General features: G+C 59.9%; 19 protein-coding genes. 14 read left to right on the top strand and 5 right to left on the bottom strand.

Annotated features, from left to right (window positions below; genetic code table 11):
- Window positions 1-29: 29 nt before the first annotated feature.
- The 13 genes from AC54XV_RS19330 to AC54XV_RS19270 all read left to right on the top strand — a co-directional run bounded on the left by AC54XV_RS19330 (window position 30) and on the right by AC54XV_RS19270 (window position 15,196).
- Entirely contained in the window at window positions 30-380 is a 351-nt protein-coding gene (locus AC54XV_RS19330; protein ID WP_496717138.1) for a hypothetical protein, read from the top strand.
- Window positions 381-437: 57 nt separating this feature from the next.
- Window positions 438-4,520: a phage tail tape measure protein gene (locus tag AC54XV_RS19325; protein ID WP_496717137.1), complete on the top strand. Its 4,083-nt coding sequence runs from the start codon at window positions 438-440 to the stop codon at window positions 4,518-4,520.
- Window positions 4,520-4,864 (top strand): phage tail protein, encoded by a 345-nt coding sequence (locus AC54XV_RS19320; RefSeq protein ID WP_496717136.1) that lies wholly within the window; start codon window positions 4,520-4,522, stop codon window positions 4,862-4,864. The genes AC54XV_RS19325 and AC54XV_RS19320 overlap by 1 nt, the downstream gene beginning before the upstream one ends.
- A 35-nt stretch (window positions 4,865-4,899) precedes the next feature.
- Entirely contained in the window at window positions 4,900-5,598 is a 699-nt protein-coding gene (locus AC54XV_RS19315) for a phage minor tail protein L (protein WP_496717135.1), read from the top strand.
- A gap of 2 nt (window positions 5,599-5,600) precedes the next feature.
- Entirely contained in the window at window positions 5,601-6,383 is a 783-nt protein-coding gene (locus tag AC54XV_RS19310; protein WP_496717134.1) for a C40 family peptidase, read from the top strand.
- A complete protein-coding gene (locus AC54XV_RS19305) occupies window positions 6,380-6,967 on the top strand; it encodes a tail assembly protein (protein WP_024639076.1) in 588 nt (195 codons plus the stop codon). Before AC54XV_RS19310 ends, AC54XV_RS19305 begins: the two co-directional genes overlap by 4 nt.
- 54 nt (window positions 6,968-7,021) lie before the next feature.
- A complete protein-coding gene (locus tag AC54XV_RS19300) occupies window positions 7,022-10,717 on the top strand; it encodes a TipJ family phage tail tip protein (RefSeq protein WP_496717133.1) in 3,696 nt (1,231 codons plus the stop codon).
- A gap of 8 nt (window positions 10,718-10,725) precedes the next feature.
- A complete protein-coding gene (locus tag AC54XV_RS19295; protein WP_074806345.1) occupies window positions 10,726-11,034 on the top strand; it encodes a hypothetical protein in 309 nt (102 codons plus the stop codon).
- A complete protein-coding gene (locus tag AC54XV_RS19290) occupies window positions 11,034-11,720 on the top strand; it encodes a hypothetical protein (RefSeq protein ID WP_496717132.1) in 687 nt (228 codons plus the stop codon). Before AC54XV_RS19295 ends, AC54XV_RS19290 begins: the two co-directional genes overlap by 1 nt.
- A gap of 23 nt (window positions 11,721-11,743) precedes the next feature.
- Window positions 11,744-13,084 carry a tail fiber domain-containing protein gene (locus AC54XV_RS19285; RefSeq protein WP_496717131.1) on the top strand — a complete coding sequence of 447 codons (1,341 nt, stop codon included), beginning with the start codon at window positions 11,744-11,746 and terminating at the stop codon, window positions 13,082-13,084.
- Between the two features lie 64 nt (window positions 13,085-13,148).
- A complete protein-coding gene (locus tag AC54XV_RS19280; protein WP_096126854.1) occupies window positions 13,149-13,682 on the top strand; it encodes a glycoside hydrolase family 19 protein in 534 nt (177 codons plus the stop codon).
- 93 nt (window positions 13,683-13,775) lie between these two features.
- Complete coding sequence (locus tag AC54XV_RS19275; RefSeq protein ID WP_058399409.1) at window positions 13,776-13,955, top strand: hypothetical protein; 180 nt, start codon at window positions 13,776-13,778, stop codon at window positions 13,953-13,955.
- Window positions 13,952-15,196: an SGNH/GDSL hydrolase family protein gene (locus tag AC54XV_RS19270; protein WP_496717130.1), complete on the top strand. Its 1,245-nt coding sequence runs from the start codon at window positions 13,952-13,954 to the stop codon at window positions 15,194-15,196. The genes AC54XV_RS19275 and AC54XV_RS19270 overlap by 4 nt, the downstream gene beginning before the upstream one ends.
- Before the next feature lie 21 nt (window positions 15,197-15,217).
- Here the strand turns inward: AC54XV_RS19270 and AC54XV_RS19265 are convergent, their stop codons facing one another.
- The 5 genes from AC54XV_RS19265 to mnmC all read right to left on the bottom strand — a co-directional run bounded on the left by AC54XV_RS19265 (window position 15,218) and on the right by mnmC (window position 23,172).
- Window positions 15,218-15,856 carry a hypothetical protein gene (locus AC54XV_RS19265; protein ID WP_496718973.1) on the bottom strand — a complete coding sequence of 213 codons (639 nt, stop codon included), beginning with the start codon at window positions 15,854-15,856 and terminating at the stop codon, window positions 15,218-15,220.
- A gap of 896 nt (window positions 15,857-16,752) precedes the next feature.
- Entirely contained in the window at window positions 16,753-17,832 is a 1,080-nt protein-coding gene (locus AC54XV_RS19260) for a lipocalin-like domain-containing protein (RefSeq protein WP_058398909.1), read from the bottom strand.
- Entirely contained in the window at window positions 17,822-20,302 is a 2,481-nt protein-coding gene (locus AC54XV_RS19255; RefSeq protein ID WP_111522638.1) for an FtsX-like permease family protein, read from the bottom strand. The genes AC54XV_RS19260 and AC54XV_RS19255 overlap by 11 nt, the downstream gene beginning before the upstream one ends.
- Window position 20,303: 1 nt before the next feature.
- The gene (locus AC54XV_RS19250) at window positions 20,304-20,972 is read right to left on the bottom strand and encodes an ABC transporter ATP-binding protein (RefSeq protein WP_024639723.1); all 669 of its coding nucleotides are present in this window, start codon (window positions 20,970-20,972) and stop codon (window positions 20,304-20,306) included.
- A gap of 202 nt (window positions 20,973-21,174) precedes the next feature.
- Complete coding sequence (gene mnmC, locus AC54XV_RS19245) at window positions 21,175-23,172, bottom strand: bifunctional tRNA (5-methylaminomethyl-2-thiouridine)(34)-methyltransferase MnmC2/FAD-dependent 5-carboxymethylaminomethyl-2-thiouridine(34) oxidoreductase MnmC1 (protein WP_111522639.1); 1,998 nt, start codon at window positions 23,170-23,172, stop codon at window positions 21,175-21,177.
- A gap of 148 nt (window positions 23,173-23,320) precedes the next feature.
- Between mnmC and pap the strand changes: the two genes are divergently transcribed.
- Window positions 23,321-24,817, top strand: a complete 1,497-nt coding sequence (pap, locus tag AC54XV_RS19240) for a polyphosphate:AMP phosphotransferase (RefSeq protein ID WP_111522640.1) — start codon at window positions 23,321-23,323, stop codon at window positions 24,815-24,817.
- Window positions 24,818-24,826: the final 9 nt, after the last annotated feature.

The following is a 24,826-nucleotide window of genomic DNA, read 5'->3' as shown; positions in this document are numbered from 1 at the left end:
TAGAGTTCCTGACATTTGGAGGGAACTATATGGATCCGGCAACCGCATCAAGGGCAGAAATAAGGGAATATGTTCGAGTAAATGGGGAGGCTCTTCTAGCGTTCGCGCAGCAAGGTGGAAATGTGTATCAGTTATCGCTGGATCAGCAGGACGCGATGGATGCAGTTATCGCCAATCTTTCAGAAGAGGAGAAGATTCGCTTCCTCAATATTTACACTGAGGAAATGAATGCTAGAACCTCTAAGGTCAATAATGAGACCGAAGAGTTGTTAAGCGCGGTAGCAAAGTCTGAGGTAGCGGATAGTCAGATCGGAGCTGCGCTTGCCGGGATCGCGTTCTTGATATTATTTCTCATTCTTATTTTCAAGTTGTCGAGCTAAGTGTTTATCGAATTGCAACCCGCTTCGGCGGGTTTTTTATTGCCCGGAGAATAATCTATGGCGTCAAGATCGCTTGGCACATTGACGCTGGACCTGATTGCGCGGATTGGCGGATTCCAGCAGAACATGGACCGCGCTTCACAGTCGGTTACGCGCACGGGCGCTGCAGCTGACGCCGCATCGGCCAGAGTCGCCGCGATGCAGGGGCAGATGCTTTCTTTGTCCAATATGGCTGCAAGTCTAGCCGGGCCGCTTTCTGCGGCTTTCAGCGTGAGCGCCATTTACAACGCATCCGAGGCCTATACGTCTCTTACCAGTCGTCTCAAGCTCGTTACTGAGGGATCGGCAGAGCTTGCAAAAGCTCAGAATGCAGTTTTCTCAATTGCGCAGAGCGCTTATCAGCCTCTGACCGCAACAGCTGAGCTTTACCAGCGCATCGCAACCAACCAAAAGGAGCTCAAGCTCACCGGTGAGGGCGTTGCTGGTGTAGTGGGAACCATCAGTAAAACGTTGGCGATATCTGGTGCTTCCGCTGATTCGGCGAACGCAGCATTGGTCCAGCTTGGCCAGGCCTTCGCATCTGGCGTGCTGCGCGGTGAGGAACTGAACAGCGTAATGGAACAAGCACCGGCTCTCGCGCAAGCCATTGCGGCAGGGATGGGCAAAACGGTTGGCGAACTGCGTGCTTTGGGGGCTGAAGGCAAGCTGACAGCCGATGCGGTCGTAAAAGCTTTGCAGGCGCAGGAAAAAGCTGTTTCCGACCTCTTCAACAAAACGGCCGTAACGATCGGCAATAGCATTACTGCTACCACCAACTCCCTGACGCAATTCATCGGCAGGATGGATCAGGCAAGCGGTGTCAGTGCGGCGATATCAGCAAATATCGTAAAGTTTTCACAGTCTATTGATGGGCTTACCAAAGATTTCGGTGCGACCTCGAAAACCTTTGCGCAGATATCGAGCGCTGCCGAGACGTTGGCTTACATCATCGGCACACGCATGGCTATTGCTGCTGCCCAGGGTGCGGCCGGTTTCGCGATGGCCACGAAGGCCTCAATCATGCAGGCCGGAGCCCTGGCTCTCTCAACCACGCAGAGCATCAAAAATATCGCTGCCGAGGCCGCAGCGGCGAAGCAGTCGCTTCTAAATGCCGAATCGAAATATGCAGATGCCAACGCCAGCCTGGCTAGGGCAAATGCTGAAATCGCGGCAGCCGGTCAAAAGGTTTCATCAGATCGGATGCGTCAACAGTCCGAAATCAATAACCTGAAGAGCGTGCAGGCAGCGCTTGCAGCCGAGCGAGTCCTTGAGGAGCAACGCCTCTCTGCGCAAATAAGTGAGCAGGGTCGAGCTGCAGCCCGCAATCGTATGGCTCTGGCGCGGTTGGATGAAGTCGCCATTATCCGGCAGATACAGGCTGCCGAAACGAGCCTAGCAGCCACCACTGTCGCGACCTCCGCAGAGATACAGGCTTCCTATGCTGCCAGAAGTGCTGCAGTGGCAGCGGCGGGGGAGACTAAGCTCGCAGTTGATGCCGCTTCCAGAGCATCAGATGCCGCCACCGCTGCCGCGTCCAGAAGTAGCACCGCAATGGTGGCAGCATCGGCAGCCGGCCGGGGTGTGCTCGGACTTCTGACGGGGCCGGTGGGCCTGATCGCCATGACGGCGTTGGTAGCGGCCTCGTTCATCGATTTCGGCGGCGGCGCAAACAGCGCCACCGCTGCACTGATCGACCAAAACCTGACGCTGGACGAGTCGATCACGAAATTTAAAGAGCTGGGCCAGGCCCAGAAAATGCTGCAGTTTTCGACCTGGACGGAAAAACAAACAGAAGCGTCCGAGGCCGCGGCTAAGGCATTCGATGAATTCTCGATTCGCGGGCGTAATGCCTATCAGAATCTGGGCGTAGCTGGTATTGAAGGCGGCAAGGCCTTTGAGCAAATGCTCAGCCAAGTTCGCAATGGATCGAGGACGCTTGCGAGCGTCACCGCTTCTGTGAAGGAAAACGGCGACATCATGCCGGCCTACATTTCGTCTCTTGAGCAATCGGCGGCGGCAAATGAAAGGAGCGGTGAGCAGGCAGAGAAATATCGGTTGCTTCTCGCTGGTGCGACCCAAGAGACGACTGGCCTGGCCGCGCAGACGAAGGGGCTTACTACGGCCTTGGCAGGTTCTGGTGGACAGACCAAGGCTCAGCTTGCTGAGTGGGAAAAGTACATCGCGAAGCTGATTGAAAGCCGCGACCTGTTCGGAGCAAACGCAGAGGCGCAGGCCGCTTATGCTGCTGAGCAGATGGGGCTTACCTCTCAGCAGCGCGAGCAGGCGAAAGTGATTTCCCAGCAAAAGGACGTCCTGGAGAAGTACAAAGACGCAGTCAAATCGAACGATAAGGTGCAGCAGGATGCGCTTAGACGGCAATTGATCGGCCTTTACACGGCTGAACAGGCTGCTCAAGACGCCGCCGCTGCGGCCACAAACGCGCATAACACGTCTGCGAAAGCGGCCACGGAAAGCGCGACCAAGCAAATCAAGGAAATGCAGCGGGTTATCGATGCTGCTGCAAATATTTCCAAAAACTCGAGCTTCCTCAGTGGCCGTAACATGCTGCTGACGCCTCCGGCTCAGATGGATGTGACTGGTCGCAGCATGGTGCTGCCTGGCGCTGATACGCCAAGCGTTGGGAAGGACCCGAGAAAGGATGCTGTCCAGCGGGCAAACGAAGCAATTGCCCGGATCACCGAAACTACAGATCCAAACAAAGGCCAATCGAAATACAGGGAAGATGCTGCGCAGAAGGTCCTCGATCAGGCGCGTCAGCAATACGCGGTTTTGAAAGAACAATCCGTGCTGCTCGGCGCTCAGAAAGGCGATATCGACAAAATCGGAGCTGCCTCTCGCGAGTTGATCAAGTGGGAGCAGGAGCTCGCGGATATAAAGTCAAAGCAAACCTTGACCGCCGAGCAGAAGTCTCTTTTGGCCAAACAGGATTCGATTACCGCCGATCTGAGACGTAACGCGGCACTCGAGAAAGAAAACGCACTGAGGAAAATCGCTACAGAGGAAGCTAACAAACTCGCGGCGTTTCAGGCCAGCGTGAGCGAAAGCAACCGAGCCATCAGCGAAGGATTTGACCAGCAGCTTGCTGGCGCAGGAATGGGTGACAAGCAGCGTGAGCGGCTTCAGGAAATGCTCGGCATTCAAGAGGACTTTAATAAGCAGCAGCGTGATCTAGTCCTTCAGCGCAACAGCGGCGATATAAGCGAGGGTCTTTACAAGAAGGAAACCCAGATTCTCACAGATGCGCTGGCCGAACGTTTGGCTAAGCAGCAGGGTTTTTACGCTCAAGTAGACGTAGATCAGGCCAAATGGATGGATGGTGTCGGGAGGGCCTGGCAGAACTATGTCGACTACGCGCAAAACTATACAGCTCAGGCTGCGGACTTCGTCTCAGGGACTTTGAGTGACGCCACCAATGGGTTGGGCGACATGTTCTCTGACATTGCCACGAAAACGAAGGATGCGGGGGACGCTGTAGCAGATCTGTTCGCCAGTATGGCCAAGTCTGCGATAAATGCTCTTTCCGACATGGCTGCTCAATGGTTGATCTATCAGGGTATTCAATTGCTCGTTGGTAAAAGCGGCCAATCGGCGGCGGCCACCGGATTGATCGCCAACGCGCAAGCCGCATCGGCGCAGGCAGCGTTGAACGCTTACGCTTCTACTGCTGGCATTCCATTGATCGGCCCAGAACTCGCACCAGCCGCCGCCCTGGCTGCTACTGCGGCGACCACACCAATGTTAGCCGCAGTATCCGCATCGGCGCTCGCCGGTATGGCTCACAACGGTATGGACAACATTCCGAAGGAAGGCACCTGGCTGCTCGATGGCGGTGAGCGCGTGCTCAACCCGAACCAGAACCGCGACCTGACCAAGTACCTGGCTGACAAGTCCGGAAATGGTGCTGGCGGTGGGCCGTCTTTCACCATCAATGCGCCAGTGAATGTCCAGGCCCAGCCCGGTATGACTGACGCGGAGGCGGCCAGACAGGGCTCGGCGATATCGTCGGCACTTGAGGCTCAGCTCGGGCAGTTTCTGGACAGAGAAATGCGCCAGGGCGGACGTCTTTGGAGGCGAACGTAATGGCTGAGACATTCGATTTTGACGTACAGGTCGGCGCGTCCGGCGATGTGAAACAGCGCACTTGGTCGAACGACTTCGGCGACGGCTATACCCAAGCAGGCGGCGTCGGTATCAACACCAAGTCGCAGGCGTGGGACGTGACCGTGACCGGGCGTTACGGTGCTGGCCAGAAACTGCAGCAAGTCCAGGACTTTCTGGACCGGCATGAGGGTTTCAAGTCATTCCTCTGGACGCCGCCGGGCGTCGTGCAGGGCCGATACACCGCCAACGGCTACAAGCTGTCGAGCCACGGCGCGGGCATTTACTCGCTATCCGCCAGCTTCAAGCAAACCTTCAAACCCTGACCCCGCCGATTGCGGGGTTTTCGTAGGTAACCACCATGATTTACAGCGCGGACATCCAGAAGCTGGAGCCCGGCAACCAGATTCGTCTGTACGAATTGGATGCGACGAGGCTGGGAGCCACGCTCTGGCGCTTCCACGGGCATGAGCATGAGGGCGACATCATCTGGCAGGGCCAGCTGTATTCGCCTATCCAGATAGAGGTCACTGGTTTAGATATCCGTGGTGATGGCCGCCCAGCCACACCCAAGCTCAGGGTGGCCAACGAACTGTCGGGTATTCCGCGAGCAGTGTCAGCGCTTTGCCTTCAGTTCAAAGACCTCGCTGGCGCGGACTTCAAGGTGATCGAAACCTTCAAGCACTTTCTGGATGCCGCGAACTTCGACGGCGGCAATCCGGATGCTGCTGATCAGAGCCGCACCAGCCTGTGGAGAATCGAGCAGAAGACCGAAGAGAACTTTTCGGCGGTCGGCTTCGAGCTTTCCAGCCCCATCGACATGGAAGGCCAGCAACTGCCGTCCCAGCAGATCACCAAGTTGTGCCGCTGGGCGATGCGCGGTCAATACCGGCAGGAGGCCTGTGCCTACACAGGCACCGCGTATTTCGACAAGAAGAACGAACCCACCGACAACCCTGCGCTTGACCGCTGCGGGGGCTGGTGGAGCAGCTGCAAGTTGCGCGGCAATACCCGCCGGTTCGGCGGCTCAATGGGCGCAAGCCTGATCGCCAAGGGGTAACCATGCGAATCAATCAAAAGCTTCAGGACGCCATGCGGGCGCACGCCGAGCAGTCACACCCGGCCGAGGCCTGCGGGCTGCTGATCAAGACCGACGCCGGGCGTGAGTACGTGCCGTGTGGCAACGTAGCCACCAACCCGCTGCAGCACTTCCTGATCGACAAGCACGACGCTGCGGAGGCAGAAGACAGGGGCGAGGTGCTGGCCATCGTGCACAGCCACCCGGACCGCGCCGCAACACCGAGCATGACCGATCTGGTCAGCTGCGAGCTGCACGAACTGCCCTGGGCAATTGTTGGGTGGCCTGGTGGTGATATTCAGTGGTTCAAGCCGAGCGGGTTCCAGGCTCCGCTGCTGGGCCGGGACTTCTCGCATGGCCTGCTCGATTGCTGGACGGCCTGCCGCGACTGGTACGCCCGCGAAGCGTCGTTGCCACTGCCGAACTTCGAGCGCAAGGAACTGTGGTGGGAAGATCCGGACAGCCCCAGCCATTACGAAGAGAACTACGAGGCCTGCGGCTTTGTCCGGGTCGAGCAGCCCCAGCGCGGCGACATGTTGATTTTTCAGATACCAACTGTAGGTCGTCCCTGCCACTTCCCGAATCATGCCGCGATCTACCTCGGGGCCGATGCCAGTCTGCACAGCGAGGACGCGCCGGCACTAGGCGGGTCTGGTCCGTTCATCTATCACCACATGCCCGGTCGCCTGGCTGCCCGTGAGGTCTACGGCTGGTCGATGGCCAACCGCGTGAAACTGATCCTGCGCCACAAGGAATACACCCCATGACAATGCGCACCATCGTGCTCTACGGCGTTCTGCGCAAGCATTTCGGCCGGGAGTACCGTATCGACGTGCACAGCGTGCGCGATGCCGTGAATGCCCTTTGCGCGATGAAGCCTGGCTTCGAGAAGTTTCTGCGGACCGGTGAAGAGCGCGGCTTGGTGTTCAGCGTCTTCTGCGGCAAGCGCAACGCCGGCGAGGCCGAGTTCGATATGCAGGGCAGCGACAACACCGATATCCGCATCGTGCCGCTGATCCAAGGCAGCAAGCAGGCTGGCCTGTTCCAGGTGGTGCTGGGCGTCGCGCTGGTTGTGGGCGGCCTTGTCTCCGGCGGTACGAGTACAGCGCTCGGCCTGGGCCTGCTCGGTGCGGGTGCGGCGACAGGTCTTGGCGGCGTGGTGCAGATGCTTTCACCGACGACCACCGCCAGCGTCGGCAGCAACAATGACGACGGAAACAACCCCAGCTATGGCTTTGGGGGCGCGGTGACCACCGTTGCCCAGGGCAACCCCTATCCCGTGCTCTACGGCGAACGAGAGATCGGCGGTGCCGTCGAGTCGGGCGGCATTTACACACAAGATCAGATTTGATCATCAGGTAATACCAGACCCGCTTCGGCGGGTTTTCTTTTTTCTGGGGGCGGTATGGGAAGTGCGGTAGCAGCGCGAAGCATTCGCGGGAGCAAGGGCGGCGAGGCCACGCAGAAGCAGCCGACGATTGCGTTAAACAGCACGGCTTCCATTGCCACCGCGCGCATAGTCTACCTGTGGAGCTGGGGGCCGATCGTTGGCCCAGTGGACGGCCTGCGCTCGGTAAAGCTCGACGGTACGCCGTTGGTGGCCGAGGACGGAACGGTCAATTTCCCAGGCGTGAAGTGGCAGTTCCGCAATGGCGAGCTGAACCAGCAGCGTCTTGAGGGCATTGCCGAGTCCAGCAATGAAGTCGACGTAAACCAGCAGTTGCTCAGCACCACGCCTTACCTGCGCACCGTGAATAACCCGGTGCTGGATGCGCTTCGCATCCGGTTCAGCTGGCCACAACTCCAGTCTCAGGACCAGAGCGGCAACATCAACGGCGTGCGAATCGATTACGCGATCGACCTGGCCACTGACGGCGGGCCGTTCGTTCAGATCCTGGCGGACTACGTAGACCGAAAGAACGTCACCAAGTACGAACGCAGTCACCGCATCAACCTGCCTGCGGGAAGCCGCTGGACTATGCGCGTACGCCGGATCACGCCCGAGGCCAACAGCTCGCTGATTCAGGACAGCATGTTTATCGAGGCGGTCGCAGAGGTCGTAGACAGCGATCAGGAGTTTCCGCTCACCGCCGTGGGTTGCGTTGAATATGACGCCCAGCAGTTCGGCGGCGATATCGCCAAGATTGCGGTGTTGATGCGCGGGCGCATCGTGCGCGTGCCGACCAACTACGACCCAGAGACGCGGACCTATGCAACGTCTGGCGCGGGCACCAGCAACGGGATATGGGACGGTACGTTCAAAGAGGCCTACACGAACAACCCGGCCTGGGTGTGCTACGACATTGCGCTGAACCCGTATTACGGCCTCGGACACCGGATCGATGCCACGATGGTGGACCGCTGGAACCTGTACCGCATTGCGCAGTATTGCGACCAGATGGTGCCAAACGGCATGGGCGGCATGCACCCTCGGATGACTTGTAATATCTACCTGCAAAAGCAGGCAGATGCGTACGCGGTGCTGCAGGACCTGTCGGCCATCTTCCACGGCATGAGCACCTGGGATGGCAGCCAGATCACGTTCAACGCCGACATGCCAGGCGACCCGGTCTACACCTACAACCCGTCGCAGATCCTGAACAACGGTGAAATCCAGTATTCGGGCACCCGGGCGCGCGACCGCCACAACCTGGCAATGGTGACGTGGGACAACCCGGACCAGAGTTTTGCGACGGACAAAGAGCCCGTCTTTGATGACGTGGCGATGGCCGAATCTGGATCGGTCAACGAGCTGTCGGTGGACGCCTACGGCTGCACTTCACTCGGGCAGGCGCAGCGCGCAGGCCAATACGCTCTGATCACCGAACAGACGCAGACAAGGCCCGCGACCTTCCGCGTCGGCCTGGACGGCGGCATTCCGAAGACAGGGCAGATCATTGCCGTGGCTGACCCCATGCTGGCCGGTCGTGCTAACGGCGGTCGAATCAGCGCGGTGGCGGGGCGCGTCATCACCGTTGATCGCGACATCGATCTTTCCACCGGTGCCAAGCTGCGGGTGAACTTGCCGAGCGGGAAGACGGAGGCACGGGTTATCACCTCGCTTACCGGTCGGCGGGTGACTGTTGCAGCCAGCTTCAGCGAAGTGCCAGAAGCCGAATGTGGTTGGATACTCGAATACGACGATCTGAAAACCATGCAGTTTCTGGTGCGCAACATCACGCGCCCGGAATGGCACCAGTACCAGCTTGAGTGCATCCAGCACGAACCGAGCAAGTTTGACGCTATCGACTTCGGTGCCGTCGTGGACATCCGCCCAATCAGCGGCATTCCAGTGGGCGTGCAAGCTGCGCCGGGCGCAGTGTTCGTGACACAGCACGTTGTGATCGAGCAGGGCATCGCGGTTACCAACATGACCATCAGCTGGGACGCTGCGCCAGGCGCGGTTGCATACGACGTGGAATGGCGCTGGGGCTCGCGCGAGTGGGTCAAGGTGCCGCGCGCTGGCGAGCAGTCGGTGGATGTGCCGGGTATCTACTCCGGTCAGTACATGGCCAGGGTGCGCGCTGTCAGCGCCTTGAACGTCTCGTCCTTGCCGGCCACGTCGCTGCTGACGAACTTGCAGGGCAAGACCAGCTTGCCACCTGCCGTTACGTCGCTTACTGCAGCGTCGCTGATATTCGGCATCAAGCTGAAATGGACTTTCCCACCAGGCGCAGAGGACACCCAGCGCACAGAAATCTGGTACGGGTCGACGACCGACTTGGCCAAGGCCACGAAGCTCAGCGACCTGGCCTACCCGCAGTCGGAACACGTCATGCAGGGGCTGCTGGCGGGGGTGACGTTCTTCTTCTGGGCGCGGCTTGTGGATCGGACCGGCAATGTGGGTCCGTGGTATCCGACCGGCGTGGGCGTCATGGGGCAGACCAGCAGTGATGCCGGAGCTATCCTTGAAATGATTGCCGGGCAGATCACCGAAACCGAACTCGGCCAGAAGCTGCTGGAAAAGATCGAGCTGATCGAGCAGTTGCAGGATCAGGTCAATGCGCTTGACGGGCTCAAGGCCTACAACCCAGACGATACCTATGAAAAAGGTCAGTTGGTGGTGGGTGATGGCCGGATCTACCAGGCTGAAAAGGCAGTGCCCAAAGGAACGCCGCCGCCGAATGCGGACTATTGGGAGGACGTGGGCAACCTGCTGGAGACGGCAAACGGGTTTGCTGCCCAGATATCCGCCAACACCACCGACATCTCCGAGCTCAACGGCGTGGTTACCGCCCAGGCATCGAGCATGCAGGCGTTGCAGGCCGCGTACAGGGACGATGACGGGGAGGGTGAACTCGCGGATGCGCTGAAGGGATACAGCAGCACTGCCAGCATCGTGGCCGAGTCCAAAGTCCGGGCAAGCGAGAATGAAGCAACGGCACGCACGGTCACCCAGCTGACAGCCACGGTGAACACCAGCAGCGCACAGGTAACTGATTTGCGCGAGGTGGTGAGTACCAATCAGGCCGCTACAGCAGCGGCCATCACGCAGCTCACGACGAAGGTCGGCGATAACTCGGCGGCCATCCAGTCCGAGGCAACCGCTCGTTCGACCGCTGACGGCGCGATTTCGACCAAGCTGGATCAGGTGCAAGCCACGGCCAATGGTGCGAGCGCGGCGGTACAGACCGTTAGTTCAGCCCAAGCGAGCACGGACAACAAGCTTGCGGCGATGTATACCGTCAGATTGCAAGTCAACGCTAACGGGCAGTACGTAATGGCTGCCATCGCAGCGGGCATTGAAAAAGTTGGTGAGGTGCTGCAAAGCCAGATCCTCATGTCTGCTGACAGGTTTGCGCTTGTGAATACGTTGGCAGGCGGCACGATATCGACACCGTTCGTTGCCCAGAACGGGCAATTGTTCCTCGGTCCGACCTTTATCATGGACGGCACGATAACCAACGCCAAGATCGGCAGCTTTATCAGCTCCACCGACTATGTGGCTGGGCAGCGTGGATGGATCTTGCGCAAGGACGGGACGCTTGAGATCAACGGATCAGGCGCTGCAGGCGGCAGGCTGGTGGTCACCAATAGATCGGTACGCGTGTACGACGCCAACAACGTCAAGCGCGTGCAGTTGGGGGACCTCAGCGAATGAGCAACGGAATGAGGGTATGGGGCGCAGATGCTGCGCTTCAGCTGGACGAGAATTCGTTCACGATTCGGGTTGTGCTGTCGACGCTCGTTACCTTCTCCGGCACCACAAAGACCAGCCAGGACTTTGCTGTGCCGGGTGTCGGGCCGGGTAACGGTGTTGCAATCGTGATACCGGCTGGCGCTTACGACAGCAATCAGAGGCAGCACGAAACGGAACTCGTTGACGGTACCGCCAGGGTTTACAACCACACAAGAACTTACGGCTCAAGCACGGTTTCAACCGGCACCATGCGGCTGCTTGTCATGAGGTTTTCATAATGGCGGAAGCATATGGCCTGGAGTTTTCCAACAACAGCAATGTGGTAGTTCTCGATTCGCAATATGCGCGTCTGATGGTGATTGCTTCGGGGCGCTATCAGCCCACGGAGGAAAGCGGGCTTGGCTCAACCACCTACTTTCCTCGGCCTGTTACATCACAGGAGCCGCCCTTGGTGTTTGTGCGGCCCGACACTGTGAATGCGGTTGCGGGGCTTTGCATGATGCGCCTTGTGGGGTCGGCCGGCAACTGGACGGGTTTCTATGTCCGGGCGTATGACGTGAACACCGCTCAACCCAACGGCCGCTATTTCGTTGCTCAATTTGCTGCCCAGCCGGTGGCTGAGTTCGGGATGCGGCTATGGGATGACGCGACTAAATTGCTTTTTGATTCTGGAACTTCAAGCGCTAACTTCACCCGCTCGTTCCAATCTTGGAGCTATGAGAGGTTTGATTACACTAGTCAGAATCTTGTCAGGTGTTATTACTCAGTGCCGTTTAACTTTCCTGATAACGAATATCTATTGATTAATTCTTTCGGTATGGGTCTGAACTCAGGCAGTGCCATATCGCGGGCGCTGTATTGCTGGTGGGACTTTCCGAACAGCAAGCTTTACGCGATCACTATTGCATCCGCCAATCCAACAGCATTTTTTCTACCGGCAGTCTTCGCAAAGATGAATGTCTGAAACCCATTTAGTGAGTAAAGAGTATGCCTTGGTATAAAGCTGGGACGGTTTCCGTCACCCAAAATTCGAACGCGGTTATCGGCAACAATACTGCGTTCATTTCAAACGGCCGGGTGGGTGATGGAATTCGCTTGCCCGATGGCGGCTGGTACGAGGTGACCAACATCGCCAGCGATACAGCGATCTCGATATCGCCAAACTATCAGGGCGCGTCGAACAACGCAGGCGGTTATGCACTCGCCCCTCTGCAGGGCTACGTCAAAGAGTCAGCGGATGCTCTGCGGGCGCTTGTGAATAAGTTCGGTACGCAGCTGGCCGCACTCGGCACCACTGGTAACTACGACATTCTCCCGGTGACAAAGGGTGGTACTGGCCGCACTGACGGAAGGGTGCTTTTCTCAGAGGTTGGAGTGCAGCAGGCCAGCGCGCTTTACAACGTACAAGGCATGTACATGGGCTGGAACTCGGGCTCACAGGGCGAGGGCCATTTCGTTGTCAACCGAGGCGGCGGTGCTGGTGGGTATTCGTGGCGATCGGTGAATTCCGGGAATACAGCCACCGGCCCCAGCATGACCTACAGCTACGACGGGCTGCTGACAGTTCCATCGTTGTCCGTAACTGCTGCGCCTATCGGCATCGCATCAGGCGGTACGGGCGGCAATAGTCAGGCCACGGCACGAAAGGCTCTTGGTATAGGCAACGATCAAGCTCCCACCTTCGGTGGAATAGAGCTCAGTAACATCAGTCCTTATATCGACTTCCACTATAACAACACCACAGCGGACTATGACGTCAGGCTGATCAACCAATCAGCGGGCGTGCTGACACTGCAGGGAGCGATGCAAATCACGGGAAGGCTTGAGTCGGCAGGCACCTGGTGCCGGGCAGGTCTGAGCGCCGGTCGTGGCGTCACGGTATACAACTACAACTGGACCGGCTCGAACGTTGACGTTTGGATTGACAACACCTATGTCGGGACCATGACGCTGTTCGGGTCTGACTACCGGTTCAAGAAGTACATCACCGATGCGAAAGTGCCGTCGTACCGTGATCGCATCAACGCTTACAGAATCGTCACCTACCAGCGCAAGGTGTTCGGCGCAGTGTTTCGTGGCGACGGCACCACCTATCAAGGCCTGATTGCACATGAGGCGCAGGCGGTAAATCCCTTGGCCGTGACCGGCGAGAAGGACGGCGTCGACGAAAACGGCAACGCACGCATCCAACAGCTCGACCCGATGGCCTTGATCACCGATCTGATGGGCGCTGTCAAAGAGCTGCACTCAGAATCTGTAGAGCTGCGTGCCGAACTGGCCGCGCTCAAGGCTGCTGCACAGCCAGCGGCCGAACCTGCCGCCGCGTAAAGCCTGCACAGCGACACCCGCACCCCGCCATCGAGCGGGTATTTTTTTGCCTGGAGAAACACCGATGCCGATCACCACGCAGCAACTACTGCAGATCCTCCCGAACGCCGGCCAGAAAGCCGGCGTTTTTGCACCCGTCCTCAACACAGCAATGAGCAAGTACCAGATCGTGACCCCGCTGCGCATCGCGGCCTTCATCGCCCAGGTCGGTCATGAGTCCGGCCAACTGCGCTACGTCCGCGAGATTTGGGGACCGACTCCGCAGCAGTTGGGATACGAGGGGCGCAAAGATCTGGGCAATACCGTGCCGGGCGATGGCTCCAAATACCGTGGGCGCGGCCTGATCCAGATCACTGGTCGGGCGAACTATGCCGAGTGCGGCGAAGCGCTGGGCCTGGATCTGATCAACCATCCCGAATTGCTCGAGCTGGCGCAGCACGCCGCGATGTCGGCGGGGTGGTTCTGGCACCGGGCCGCGCTCAATACGCTGGCCGACAAGCGCGAGTTCGTGACCATCACCAAGCGCATCAACGGCGGCACGAACGGCCTGGCTGATCGACAGGCGTTATACGAGCGAGCCTTGAAGGTGCTGGCGTAAACACCACCGCAACCCGACTTATCTATTTCAGGCCATAGGCCGCAGGGGAATGCAGTGCAGACAGTGACGAAACAAGAAACCTATGACCGCACCATGAAAGTGACGTTGGCAGTGAAGGCGAACGGCGGGTCGGTGACGGTCCAGATCCAGGCCGGTGATAACTGGATCACCACCGACACGTTCTGGAAAGACGGTGGCTATCCGCTGAGCATTCCGCCCGCGACGATCCGCTACGTGCCCGCTGCTGGTGCTTCATTTGAGGTCTACGCATGAGCCTTCTGGTCAACCCAATCCCACGTCGCCAACCGATCCGGCGCGGCCTGGGTCTGCTCGGCGATAGCTTCTCGGGCAACTGCCACACTATCGCGGCGACAGCGTTCGGCACCGAGGCCTATGGTTATGCGGCCTGGATCGCGGCGCGTACCGGCCTATTCCCGAGCTACGTCGACAACCAGGGCAAGCTCGGGGACCACACCGGGCAGTTTCTGGCCAGGCTTCCGGCCTGCATTGCATCGTCCACTGCCGACCTTTGGCTGCTGCTGTCACGCACCAATGACAGCACCACGGCAGGTATGAGCCTGGCTGACACGAAAGCCAATGTGATGAAGATCGTCACCGCGTTCCTGAACACGCCCGGCAAGTACCTGATCGTCGGCACTGGTACGCCGCGCTTCGGTAGCAGGGCGTTGACCGGGCAGGCGCTGGCCGATGCGATCGCTTACAAGGACTGGGTGTTGAACTACGTCAGCCAGTTCGTGCCGGTCGTGAACATCTGGGACGGCTTCACCGAAGCGATGACAGTCGAGGGCCTGCATCCCAACATCCTGGGCGCCGAGTTCATCAGTTCGCGGGTGGTGCCGATCATCACCGCCAACTTCGAATTCCCCGGCATCCCGCTGCCTATTGACGCTGGCGACGTTTACTCGGCCATACGCCCGTTCGGCTGCCTCAATGCCAACCCTCTACTGGCGGGCACTGGCGGCGCGCTACCGGCGGGCGTGAACGCTGTGGCCGGGTCAGTGCTGGCGGACGGCTACAAAGCCGTTGGCTCTGGCCTGACCGGGATCACCACGCGGTGGTACAAGGAGCCTGCCGCCTATGGTGAGGCGCAGTGCATCGAGCTGCGTGGCAATATGGCGGCGGCAGGCGGCTACATCTACATGCAGCCCACGGCCAACGTGGTACAGACCAACCTGGCAGCCGGCGACGTTATCGAAATGGTGTCGGCGGTGGAAATCATGGGGTCGTCGCGCGGCATACTGGCTTGGGAGGCTGAGTTGACCATCACCAAGACGGTCAGCGGTGCTGCGTCCACGTTCTACTATCGGTCGATGGACAAGTACCAAGAGCCGTTCACCATGCCGGCCAGCTTTTCCGGGGCGTTGGAAACGCAGCGCGGCACGATTGACCTGAGTGAAACCGTGATCACCTCGCGCATGGGCCTGTACCTGGCAGCAGGCGTGCCGCAGGACTCGACGGTCAAGGCCGCGCAGTTCGGGATACGCAAGGTATAGGTGGGCGAGGGGGGCGCTCCGCTACTCTGTCGGAACGCCTCGTTGGCGGCTGAGTGACTGCGGCAGCTTGTTCGGGCATTGCGGGTCTTCGATAAAGCCTCGTCCGTCACAGTGCGTGCAATCGTCACGCACTGCGAATCCATCCAGACAGTGAAGGCATCTTATAAAGATCGAGTAGCTATGACGCTCCCATAGCGAAACGTAGGCGTTGAAATCGCCTTGGTCGAGGGCTACCGCTGAGGCGTCGACGAGCGCTCGATATTGATCCTCATCGCTCAGGCGTTGATAGCTCACGCCGTTGATCTGCCTGGATTGCTCAACCAGTGTCAGCGTCTGGCCGGTTTCGGTATAGATGTAGCGACCCTCGAGCACGCCGTACTTCTTGTAGTCCCGCATGATGAGGTCGTTTTTCTCGTCGAGAAAAGCGAAGTGGGCGGCGTGATAGGGCGACTGGTCGGCCTCATGAAGCACGTATCGGGAGTTCAGCAGGCTGCCGACTACGACGCCGCCCTTGTTATAGGCCAGATAGTCCGACGCCTGGTGCCGCCATTCATGGTTGCCTTCCTCGGTGAAGTGGCAGAAGGCAGCGCTGGCCAGTTCGAATAGCTCAAAGCGCTCCAATGGATCGATCAGCCCGCCGGTCTGCATGTCTTCGGCCATGCGCGCCAGAAACCGGTAGGTGACTGCAGGGTTCGTCCATTGCCTCCTGTCGTTGAGCCTTTTGTGCCATTCGGCCAAGGCGTCTGAGCTGTTGCTCTCGTTCATGGGGGTGATTCTCAATTGCTGTATGGGCATACAGTAGTTGAGTCTTTCAGATTTGGGGAGTGGTGTTCGTCGGCAGGACGCCGGGGGAGGGTTTGGTGTGCGTAAACTCGTACCACTTTTCGTACCAATCAATGTTCCCTATAGGGGGTTTTAGTGCCATTCAGCAGCGCTATGACCCCCTATTTAACGCATCTGTCATACACCTGCTAATCCGCACATAAGTCCTTACCGGGTTTCCGTTGGGGAGGTGACTGAGAAAGTGCAGTCACCCAGAAACTGACCCAGTGAGGGCATGGTAGTTTTAGATCAAAAAGTTATAAGCGTTTGTTTTCAGCTGGTTGGGTGCTTGCTTCTGGAATTGATGCTTTCACTGGGTTGGGGTTACTGTCGTGCTTACCGCACCCGCTTTAGGGCGGATTTTTCTGACATGTAAAGCGGATTCGGCTCATTGACGGTGATGTTTGCAGCACGCTAGTTTGGGGCACATGAAAGCACGTTAACTCACTCGGCATACATAAAGGGGTATCGATATGAACAAGCACGTCGCACAGGCTTGCGAAGAGTACGAAGGCTTTTAAACTTGTTCAGGAATTTCAAATGGAGCCCCGATCGGTCTCCATTTTTTTATGAGAAAAATCATATGGATATGTGTCTGGCTCTGGCCGAGCTGTTGGCAAATGAAAAACCTGAGCACATGGCCCTATTTCAAAAAGTCAGCCTGAGGTGCGTCGGAGGTTGTCCCCGCGCCAACAGGTGTTTCGAATTGAAGGCGCAACTGCCAGCAGACCCGCTCAATACCCGGTCATCTCCAGATACCCCACGCCTTCCTGACTCCCGCTGAACCTCACCGGCCCCTCCCAGTAGGGGATACTCACGCCCATCCAGGCAGCAGGGTTCAGCGCTTCGCTGGTGATGTCCAGATTCCGGTCGGGGACCCTGACTCTCCAGCGGGTGGGCACTTTATGCTCGCCGATCGAGGTTTCTTTCAGTGGCTCAAGGCTGATCTCGTTGGCGTGCAGCATCCGGGTGGTGCCGTCGGCGCTGATCCAGTTACCGGTCAGGTAGGGGGCAGTGCTCTTGTGGCGGATGCGATAGAGCATCAGGCGATCACCGTCTGCCAGTTGCAGCGAAAACCAGTCCCAGCCGCTCTGGTTGGCGGTCAGTGGCTGACTGCTCCATTCGCGGTCCAGCCACGCTTTACCGGTGACCTGATGTGTTTTGCCCTCAATGACCACGCTGCCTTTGGCGTCGAAGAACGGCTGGCTGTAGTAGTACGACGCCTGGCCCGCCTCCGATTTCTGGCTGTAGCCCTGTTCGCCCTGCAGCACCAGCGGTTTGCTGGATGTCAGGTTCAGGTTGTAGCGAAAGTCCTTGCCGCTGGCCTTCAGCTGCATGGCCGCCAGCGGATCACCGCTGCGGACATGGCTGGTAAAGGCCCAGTCATCGATCCACGCCGAAAAGGGTGCCAGCGTCACGTCGGCCTGACCGATGCCGCCGCGCGCGTAACGCTCCGCCACATAATGACCGCTGCTTGAAGTCGCCGCTGCATGGCCCAGCCAGATCGTGCCGTCATTCCAGCCGCTGCCGGTCTGTTGGCCGGGGCGTAGGGCATTGCGAAACAGGGTCCATTGCACGCCGAACTGCTGGCCCGCGTCATCCTTGAGGGTGGCGGTGATGTACCACCACTCGATCCGAAAGCCGGGGTGCTGGCCGTGGTCCTGCGGGAATGAAAAGACCTTGCCGGGTGTCACCTGCGCATAGCTGTCGGCCGTATTGCCCAGACCGGCGAAACCGCTTTCAGGTTGTGGTTTGTCGTCGCAGGCGGAGAGCAACACGACGATGACCAGCGGCATCAGCCATTTACGGTTCATTGGCGAATGTCCTGAGTAGGTCCGCTGGACGGCTGCGGTACAGTTTCAGCAGTGGCCAGGCCGAGGCCAGCAAAGTCGCCAGCATCGCCAGCGCCATCAATTGCAGCAGTTGCAGCGGGAACACCTGCAGCGGCAGGCGCCAGCCAAAGGCTCGAACGTTGATCACCGCATCCAGGCACCAGGCCAGCAGCAGCCCGAGTGGCAGCGCGAGCACCAGTGTCAGGACCGCCAGCAGCCAGGTCTGTCCCAGGTTGAGCAGCATCAATTGCCGTCGAGTGACCCCCAGCGCCCACAACGGGGCGAGCTGCCCGAGGCGGCTCTGGCTTTGAGTCAGCAGGCTGATGAACAGCGCCACGCCAGCCACGCCCAATGTCAGGCTGTTGAGTGCGGCCGTGGCGGCAAACGTACGTTCAAAGACCTGGCTCGACCAACCCTTGAGCTGGCTCTGATCGATGATGTGATTATCGTCCAGCTTGAAACGCGCTTGCAGCCGGGTGACCAGCGACGGGATTGCCGCCTGATCGACCCTCAGGTTGAAACGCACCGGCATCGATTGCGGCCAGTGTGCGAGCAGGTGTTTTTCATTGACCAGCAGATGGCCCTTCGGATTGCCATAGTCGGCATAGATCCCGACGATGCGCGGGGTCCACTTGCCATTGGGCACCGGGATGCTCAGCGTATCTTGCAACCCCAGTTGGAGGCGGCGTGCCAATTGTTCGCTGAGCATGACCGTGTCTTCGTCGCGCAAAACATTCCACGGATCACCGGCGACGGATTCCAGAAGCGCCCAGTGCTGGCGATAGATGCTGTGATCGATCACGCCAAACAGGTCCGCAGGCCAGCCCTGGACTTGCACCGGCACCTGCCAGTTGGGCAGCACGGCGCCGACATCCGGTTGCTGGCTCAGCCAGGTGTTCAGCGGCTCGGCCTGCTCGGGGGTCTGCGGGCTGACATACAATTCGGCCGTCAGGCGTTGCTCCAGCCAACTGTTGAACGTCTGGCGAAAACCCGAGGTCATGCTGCCTGCGCCGATGTTCGCGGCCATCGCCAGCAACAGGGCCATCAGCGCCAGACTCAGGGCGGGCAACTGTTGACGGCAATCCGCGACAAACCATTGCCCGAGCACCGAGCGGCTGCGCTTCAACAGACCGCCAAGCATGGCGTCCAGCAAAACCGGCAGGGCCAGCGCGGCACTGAGCAGCAGGGCGGACATCATCACAAACCCCAGCATCAGGCTGGTGCCGAACACCAGCGCACTCACGCCAACCACCGCGCCCAGCACCGCCACCCACGCCTGGCGCTGCAACCATCGCGCGTGGGCTTGCTGCCATGCCTGGGCATCGGCCAGCGCCAGCAACGGCAGGCGCGCAGCTCGCAACAGGCTGTTGGCACCGGCCAGCAACGCGCCAAGCAGACTCAGGCCGATACCGCTCAGCCACCACCACAGACTGAGGTTCAACTGGCCGGCGACTTCCGCGCCATACAAGCCGCGCAGGCTGGCCGCGACATCCGGTAATAACAGGCTGGCCAGCAGATAGCCGCTGACCACACCAAAAACACCGCCCAACAGCGCCAGTGCCCCAAGTTCTACGCCCAGCGCAGCTATCAACAGACGTGCGCTGACGCCACAGGCACGCAGGTTGCGCAGCAGGCCGCGACGCTGTTCAAGGGCCAGGCCAATGGCGGCGTGGACAATGAACAGACCGACGATGAAGGACAGCACCCCGAGTGCGTTCAGGTTCAGGTGGAAGCTCTCGGTGAGGCGCTCCAGATTGTTTTCCTCGCCGCTTTTCTTGATCACCAGCAGGTCATTCAGGGCTGCCGGCAGCGCAGGGTTCTGCCGGGCAAAATCCTTGGCCAGCAGCATTCCGGACAACTGCCCCGACTGGCCCAGCAACGGTTGCGCAAAGCCTATGTCAGTCAGCAAAACGCCAGGCGCCATGTCGGGTTTGGCGCGCAAGGGGGGCAGCGCGACGCCGGTTTCGGTCAGCGGCTGCTGGCCTTCCTCAAGCCCCAGCGCTTGCAGGGTCTGCGGTGCAATCCAGGTCATACCCGGCGGTGTGAGGAAGTCCACGACCTGTTCGGCGTTCAACGTCTGCCCGGCCAGCGCCGAGCCGGTCGGCAAGGTCACCGGCTCGATACCCATCAGTTGCAGGCGACGGTCTTCGCGCCCTTGAAGCACGATGCGGCCTTGCAGCATGGGCGACACGGGCCAGCCTTCACGGCGCAGCTCGATAAATAACGCCTGCGGGAACAGCCCGCCGCTGCTGGCGGTGATACGGGTCTGCGGCTCGCCGCCAATCAGCTGGCTGGCACGCTGGTAGCTTTCCCGCGCCTGGCTATTGAGCGCCTGCACACCGGTGAGCAGCGCGGTAGCCAGCCACAAACCGGTCAATACGCTGAAAAACTGCACCGGATGACGGCGCCAATGGCTCAGCAGGGCGCGCAGCGTCCAGTAGAAAACCCGCATCTCAGCGCTCGCCTTCGTCAGCCAGACGGCCCAGATGCAGCACCACTTTACGCGACAGCCGCTGCGCGACGCGCGGGCTGTGGGTGACCATCAGCAGGCTGGTAGGGCTGTCGGCGAGGATATCCAGCAGCAGTTGCAGCACCTCGTCGCTGGTGGCTTCGTCGAGATTGCCGGTGGGTTCGTCAGCCAGCAGCAGGCCGGGTCGGGAGGCGAGGGCGCGGCCTATCGCTACACGTTGCTGCTGTCCGCCGGAGAGCTGTTCGGGGTAGCGATCCAGCAGTGCGGCCAGGCCAAGGCGCTCGATCAAATGCGCCTGCCAATCCGCATCAACACGCCCGGCCAAGCGTGCCTGAAACGCCAGGTTGTCGGCTATTTTCAGGCTGCCGATCAGGTTGAACTGCTGAAACACCAGACCGATTTCGGTACGCCGCCAGTTGGCCAGCTGGCTTTCGTTCATCAGGTCCAGACGCTGGCCTGCGACCTCGATGCTGCCATCGTCGACCTGATCCAGGCCTGCCACCAGATGCAGCAAGGTGCTCTTGCCACTGCCCGATTCACCCATCAACGCCAGGCTTTCGCCCTGTGCCAGATGCAGATCGACACCACGCAAGACATCCAGCGGTCCCTGTGCCGTGGTGTAGCGCTTGAATACGTTTCGCACTTGCAGCATGAGCGGCCCAATTGTTCTGACAGACGCTCAAGAGTAGCGCCTGAGCGTGCTCGTAGGAAATATCGTGCGACGCTCCGCGTCGGCATGCCGTTCAGGACGCTCTGCGTCCTCTTTTCGACGCAGAGCGTCGAGAGCTGCATTCCACTGGAGCGTAGGGAACGCTAATCTCAACTGTCGTGCAAGCGAGGATGATCTGCGGGTTTCAGTGCCCGACAGTCTGTTTCCCCTTGCCGCGAATCAGCCCGCGCAGGGCAAAGCGGTTGGGGTGGCAGGCCTCGGCCACGCTGCGTGGCAGGGGCAGTGGTTCGTTGTCGAGCCAGGCGGCGATCAGTTCGCCACACAGCGGCGCGGTGATCAGGCCGCGCGAACCGTGGCCGCTGTTGACGTACAGGCCGTCCAGCCACGGGCAGACGCTGTCCGGCACCTGACGTGCATCCTTGCCCAGTGCGGCATAGGCCTGCATGAACGCCTTGCGGTCGGCCAGCGGACCGACGATGGGCAGATAATCCGGGCTGGTACAGCGAAACGCCGCGCGCCCCTGCAATTGTTCGGGCGACAAAGCGGCGGCCTCAAGGCGTGAAGTGAGGTCTTCCGAAATCTCCCGCAACAGCCCCAGATTGTCCAGATGATCGGCCAGGTTCGGCGTCAGATCAGTGCTGTTGAAATCGAAACTGGCGCCCAGCGTATGTTCGCCCAGGCGCGCCGGAGCCACATAACCCTCGGCGCACACCACGCTGCGCAATGCCGTGCTGGCTTGAGTCTGCGGCAAACGGGTGATCTGCCCGCGGATGCGTTTGAGCGGCAAGTCGGCGCTCTGTGAAAACTGCTGAATATCAGCTGCACCGGCCAGCACCACGACCGGAGCGCTGTCGACCAACTGTTCCTCACTCCAGACCTGCCACTGATCGTCGACACGTCTCAGCTCCAGTGCCTGTTGATGAGTGATCAGGCTGATATTGGCGTGCGCAGCCTGTGCGTGACACAACGCAGGCGGATGAACCCAGCCGCCTTCGGGGAAAAACAGCCCGCCACTGTTCAGCGCAACGCCGCTCTGCGCTTCGGCCGCAGGCTGCTCCAGCAGGTGCAGGAGTGATTCGGGGAAGGCATCGGCCAGCTGTTTCTGGCGCAGCGCTTCCTTGTCGTCGAAGGTCAGTTGCAGCACCCCGCAAGCGTCCCAGTCGACCCCGCGCTGCAAGCGCTCAAGCAGCCTTCGTGTATGACCGAAACCGCTGAGGATCAACTGTGACAGCGCCGTACCGTGCGCCGACAGTTTCAGGTACAGCACGCCCTGCGGGTTGCCGGATGCTTCCTGTGCCGGTGCGGCGTGGCGCTCCAGCAGGCTGACCTGCCAACCGCGTTGCGCCAGACTCTGTGCCGTGGCGCAGCCGGCCAGCCCCGCGCCAATCACCAGCGCTTTACGCTCGCCGCCAATCGGCGCGGGGCGGGCGAACCAAGGCTTGGCAGCAGCGGGGAGCGCTACGTCCTCTGGCCAAGCGATAAAAGCGCCACGCAGGACTTCCCATTTGTGGCCGATGCCCGGTACGCGCTTCATCTTGAACCCTGCCGCATTCAGCGAGCGGCGCACCCAGCCGGTACTGGTGAAGGTGCCAATCGTGGTGCTCGATGTGGACAGGCGCGCCAGTTCGGCGAACAGCTCCGGGGTCCACATTTCCGGGTTTTTCGCCGGCGCAAAACCGTCGAGAAACCAGGCGTCCATCTGCCCGTCCAGTTGCGGCAGCATCTGCAGTGCATCGCCGATCAGCAGCGTCAGGGTCACGCGGCCGCCCGCGAACACCAGACGCTGAAAGCCTTCATGCACAGCCACATACTGATCGAGCAATTGACCCGCAAACGGCGACAGCTCGGGCCACAACGCCAGGGCACGCTGCAGGTCGGCGTGGCTCAACGGGTATTTCTCGACGCTGACGAACTGCAGGCGCGCATTGGCGGGCGCGCACTCGTCGAACAACTGCCAGGCACAAAGGAAATTCAGCCCGGTGCCGAAGCCGGTTTCACCAATGATCAACCGGCCTTCATCCGGCAATTCAGTGAAGCGCCGGCGCAGGTCGTTCTGCACCAGAAACACATGGCGCGTTTCGTCCAGACCGGACTCGGTGGAAAAGTACACGTCGGAAAAATCGCGGGAATGCGGGTTGCCGTGTTCGTCCCAGTCGATCTGGGCGTGGCGGGTAATGGTCATGTCGGGCTCAGCGAAGGCAGTGGCGGCATTTTAGCCGTCTGCGCAGAGAAAAGTGCTATCAAGGATGTGCGGATTGACCGATGCCGGTCATCAATGGTCACAATCTGCATCAGGCGTTCTCTGAGCCAACATCAATCAGGAGCTGTGCATGTTTGAATCCGCTGAAATCGGTCATGCCATTGACGATGAGACTTACGAGGCTGCGTTGCCGCAACTGCGCGAAGCGTTGCTCGAAGCGCAGATAGACCTGCACGAGCAGGCCGGTCGCCAGATCATCGTGCTGATCAACGGCATAGAAGGCGCAGGCAAGGGCGAGACCGTCAAGCTGCTCAGCGAGTGGATGGACCCGCGTCTGATCGAGGTACGCACCTTCGATCAGCAGACCGACGAGGAGCTCGCTCATCCGCCCGTCTGGCGCTACTGGCGGCAATTGCCGGCCAAGGGCCGCATGGGTATTTTCTTTGGCAACTGGTACAGCCAGATGCTCCAGGACAGGGTTCACGGGCGCTTCAAGGACGCCGTTCTCGACCAAGCCATCAGCGGCGCCGAACGTCTGGAAAAGATGCTTTGCGATGAAGGCGCGCTGATCTTCAAATTCTGGTTTCACCTGTCCAAAAAACAGATGAAGCTGCGCCTCAAGACCCTCAAGGACGATCCGCTGCACAGCTGGCGCATCAGCCCGCTGGACTGGCAGCAGTCCAAGACTTACGACAAGTTCGTGCGCTTCGGCGAACGGGTCCTGCGCCGTACCAGCCGCGAGTATGCGCCCTGGCATGTGATCGAGGGTGTGGACGCCAACTACCGCAGCCTGACCGTCGGCCGCCTGTTGCTGGAAGGCATGCAGGCCGCGCTGAACAAGGCCGAACCCGAGACCGCGGCGCTGACGGTCGGGCCGCTGGCGATTCACAGTAACGAGCTGACCCTGCTCGACAGCCTCGACCTGAGCCTGAACCTGAGCAAGGACGACTATCAGCAACAGTTGATCACCGAGCAGGCGCGGCTGTCCGGCAACATGCGCGACAAGCGCATGAAAAGCCACGCGCTGCTGGCAGTGTTCGAAGGTAACGATGCGGCAGGCAAGGGCGGTGCGATCCGACGTGTGGCGGCGGCACTGGACCCGCGGCAATACGCCATCGTGCCGATCGCCGCGCCCACCCAGGACGAGCGCGCACAACCGTATCTGTGGCGTTTCTGGCGGCAGATACCGGCGCGCGGCAAATTCACCATCTTCGATCGCTCGTGGTACGGCCGCGTGCTGGTCGAGCGGGTCGAGGGTTTTTGCAGTGAGTCGGACTGGAAGCGCGCGTATTCGGAAATCAATGACTTCGAAGAGCAGCTCACCGACGCAGGCGTTGTGGTGGTCAAGTTCTGGCTGGCCATCGATCAGCAGACCCAACTGGAGCGTTTCAAGGAGCGCGAAAAGATCCCGTTCAAGCGCTACAAGATCACCGAGGACGACTGGCGCAACCGCAAGAAATGGCCTGACTACCGCCAGGCAGTCGGCGACATGGTGGATCGCACCAGCACCGAAATCGCGCCGTGGACATTGATCGAGGCCAACGACAAACGCTGGGCCAGGGTCAAGGTGTTGCGCACCCTCAACGAAGCGCTGGAAGCGGCGTTCGCCAAGGACAAAAAGAAGTGACGGTCTGAG

Source organism: Pseudomonas fragariae (ex Marin et al. 2024) (genome assembly GCF_059621105.1).
The sequence above is the reverse complement of the archived record's forward strand: the minus strand, read 5'-3'. Positions and strand labels throughout refer to the sequence as shown.

Bases quoted from the DNA above. Each gene is read 5' to 3' on its own strand.
- AC54XV_RS19330 (WP_496717138.1), top strand. From the start codon at position 30: ATGGATCCGGCAACCGCATCAAGGGCAGAAATAAGGGAATATGTTCGA.
- AC54XV_RS19325 (WP_496717137.1), top strand. From the start codon at position 438: ATGGCGTCAAGATCGCTTGGCACATTGACGCTGGACCTGATTGCGCGG.
- AC54XV_RS19320 (WP_496717136.1), top strand. From the start codon at position 4,520: ATGGCTGAGACATTCGATTTTGACGTACAGGTCGGCGCGTCCGGCGAT.
- AC54XV_RS19315 (WP_496717135.1), top strand. From the start codon at position 4,900: ATGATTTACAGCGCGGACATCCAGAAGCTGGAGCCCGGCAACCAGATT.
- AC54XV_RS19310 (WP_496717134.1), top strand. From the start codon at position 5,601: ATGCGAATCAATCAAAAGCTTCAGGACGCCATGCGGGCGCACGCCGAG.
- AC54XV_RS19305 (WP_024639076.1), top strand. From the start codon at position 6,380: ATGACAATGCGCACCATCGTGCTCTACGGCGTTCTGCGCAAGCATTTC.
- AC54XV_RS19300 (WP_496717133.1), top strand. From the start codon at position 7,022: ATGGGAAGTGCGGTAGCAGCGCGAAGCATTCGCGGGAGCAAGGGCGGC.
- AC54XV_RS19295 (WP_074806345.1), top strand. From the start codon at position 10,726: ATGAGGGTATGGGGCGCAGATGCTGCGCTTCAGCTGGACGAGAATTCG.
- AC54XV_RS19290 (WP_496717132.1), top strand. From the start codon at position 11,034: ATGGCGGAAGCATATGGCCTGGAGTTTTCCAACAACAGCAATGTGGTA.
- AC54XV_RS19285 (WP_496717131.1), top strand. From the start codon at position 11,744: ATGCCTTGGTATAAAGCTGGGACGGTTTCCGTCACCCAAAATTCGAAC.
- AC54XV_RS19280 (WP_096126854.1), top strand. From the start codon at position 13,149: ATGCCGATCACCACGCAGCAACTACTGCAGATCCTCCCGAACGCCGGC.
- AC54XV_RS19275 (WP_058399409.1), top strand. From the start codon at position 13,776: ATGAAAGTGACGTTGGCAGTGAAGGCGAACGGCGGGTCGGTGACGGTC.
- AC54XV_RS19270 (WP_496717130.1), top strand. From the start codon at position 13,952: ATGAGCCTTCTGGTCAACCCAATCCCACGTCGCCAACCGATCCGGCGC.
- AC54XV_RS19265 (WP_496718973.1), bottom strand. From the start codon at position 15,856: ATGGCCGAAGACATGCAGACCGGCGGGCTGATCGATCCATTGGAGCGC.
- AC54XV_RS19260 (WP_058398909.1), bottom strand. From the start codon at position 17,832: ATGAACCGTAAATGGCTGATGCCGCTGGTCATCGTCGTGTTGCTCTCC.
- AC54XV_RS19255 (WP_111522638.1), bottom strand. From the start codon at position 20,302: ATGCGGGTTTTCTACTGGACGCTGCGCGCCCTGCTGAGCCATTGGCGC.
- AC54XV_RS19250 (WP_024639723.1), bottom strand. From the start codon at position 20,972: ATGCTGCAAGTGCGAAACGTATTCAAGCGCTACACCACGGCACAGGGA.
- mnmC (WP_111522639.1), bottom strand. From the start codon at position 23,172: ATGACCATTACCCGCCACGCCCAGATCGACTGGGACGAACACGGCAAC.
- pap (WP_111522640.1), top strand. From the start codon at position 23,321: ATGTTTGAATCCGCTGAAATCGGTCATGCCATTGACGATGAGACTTAC.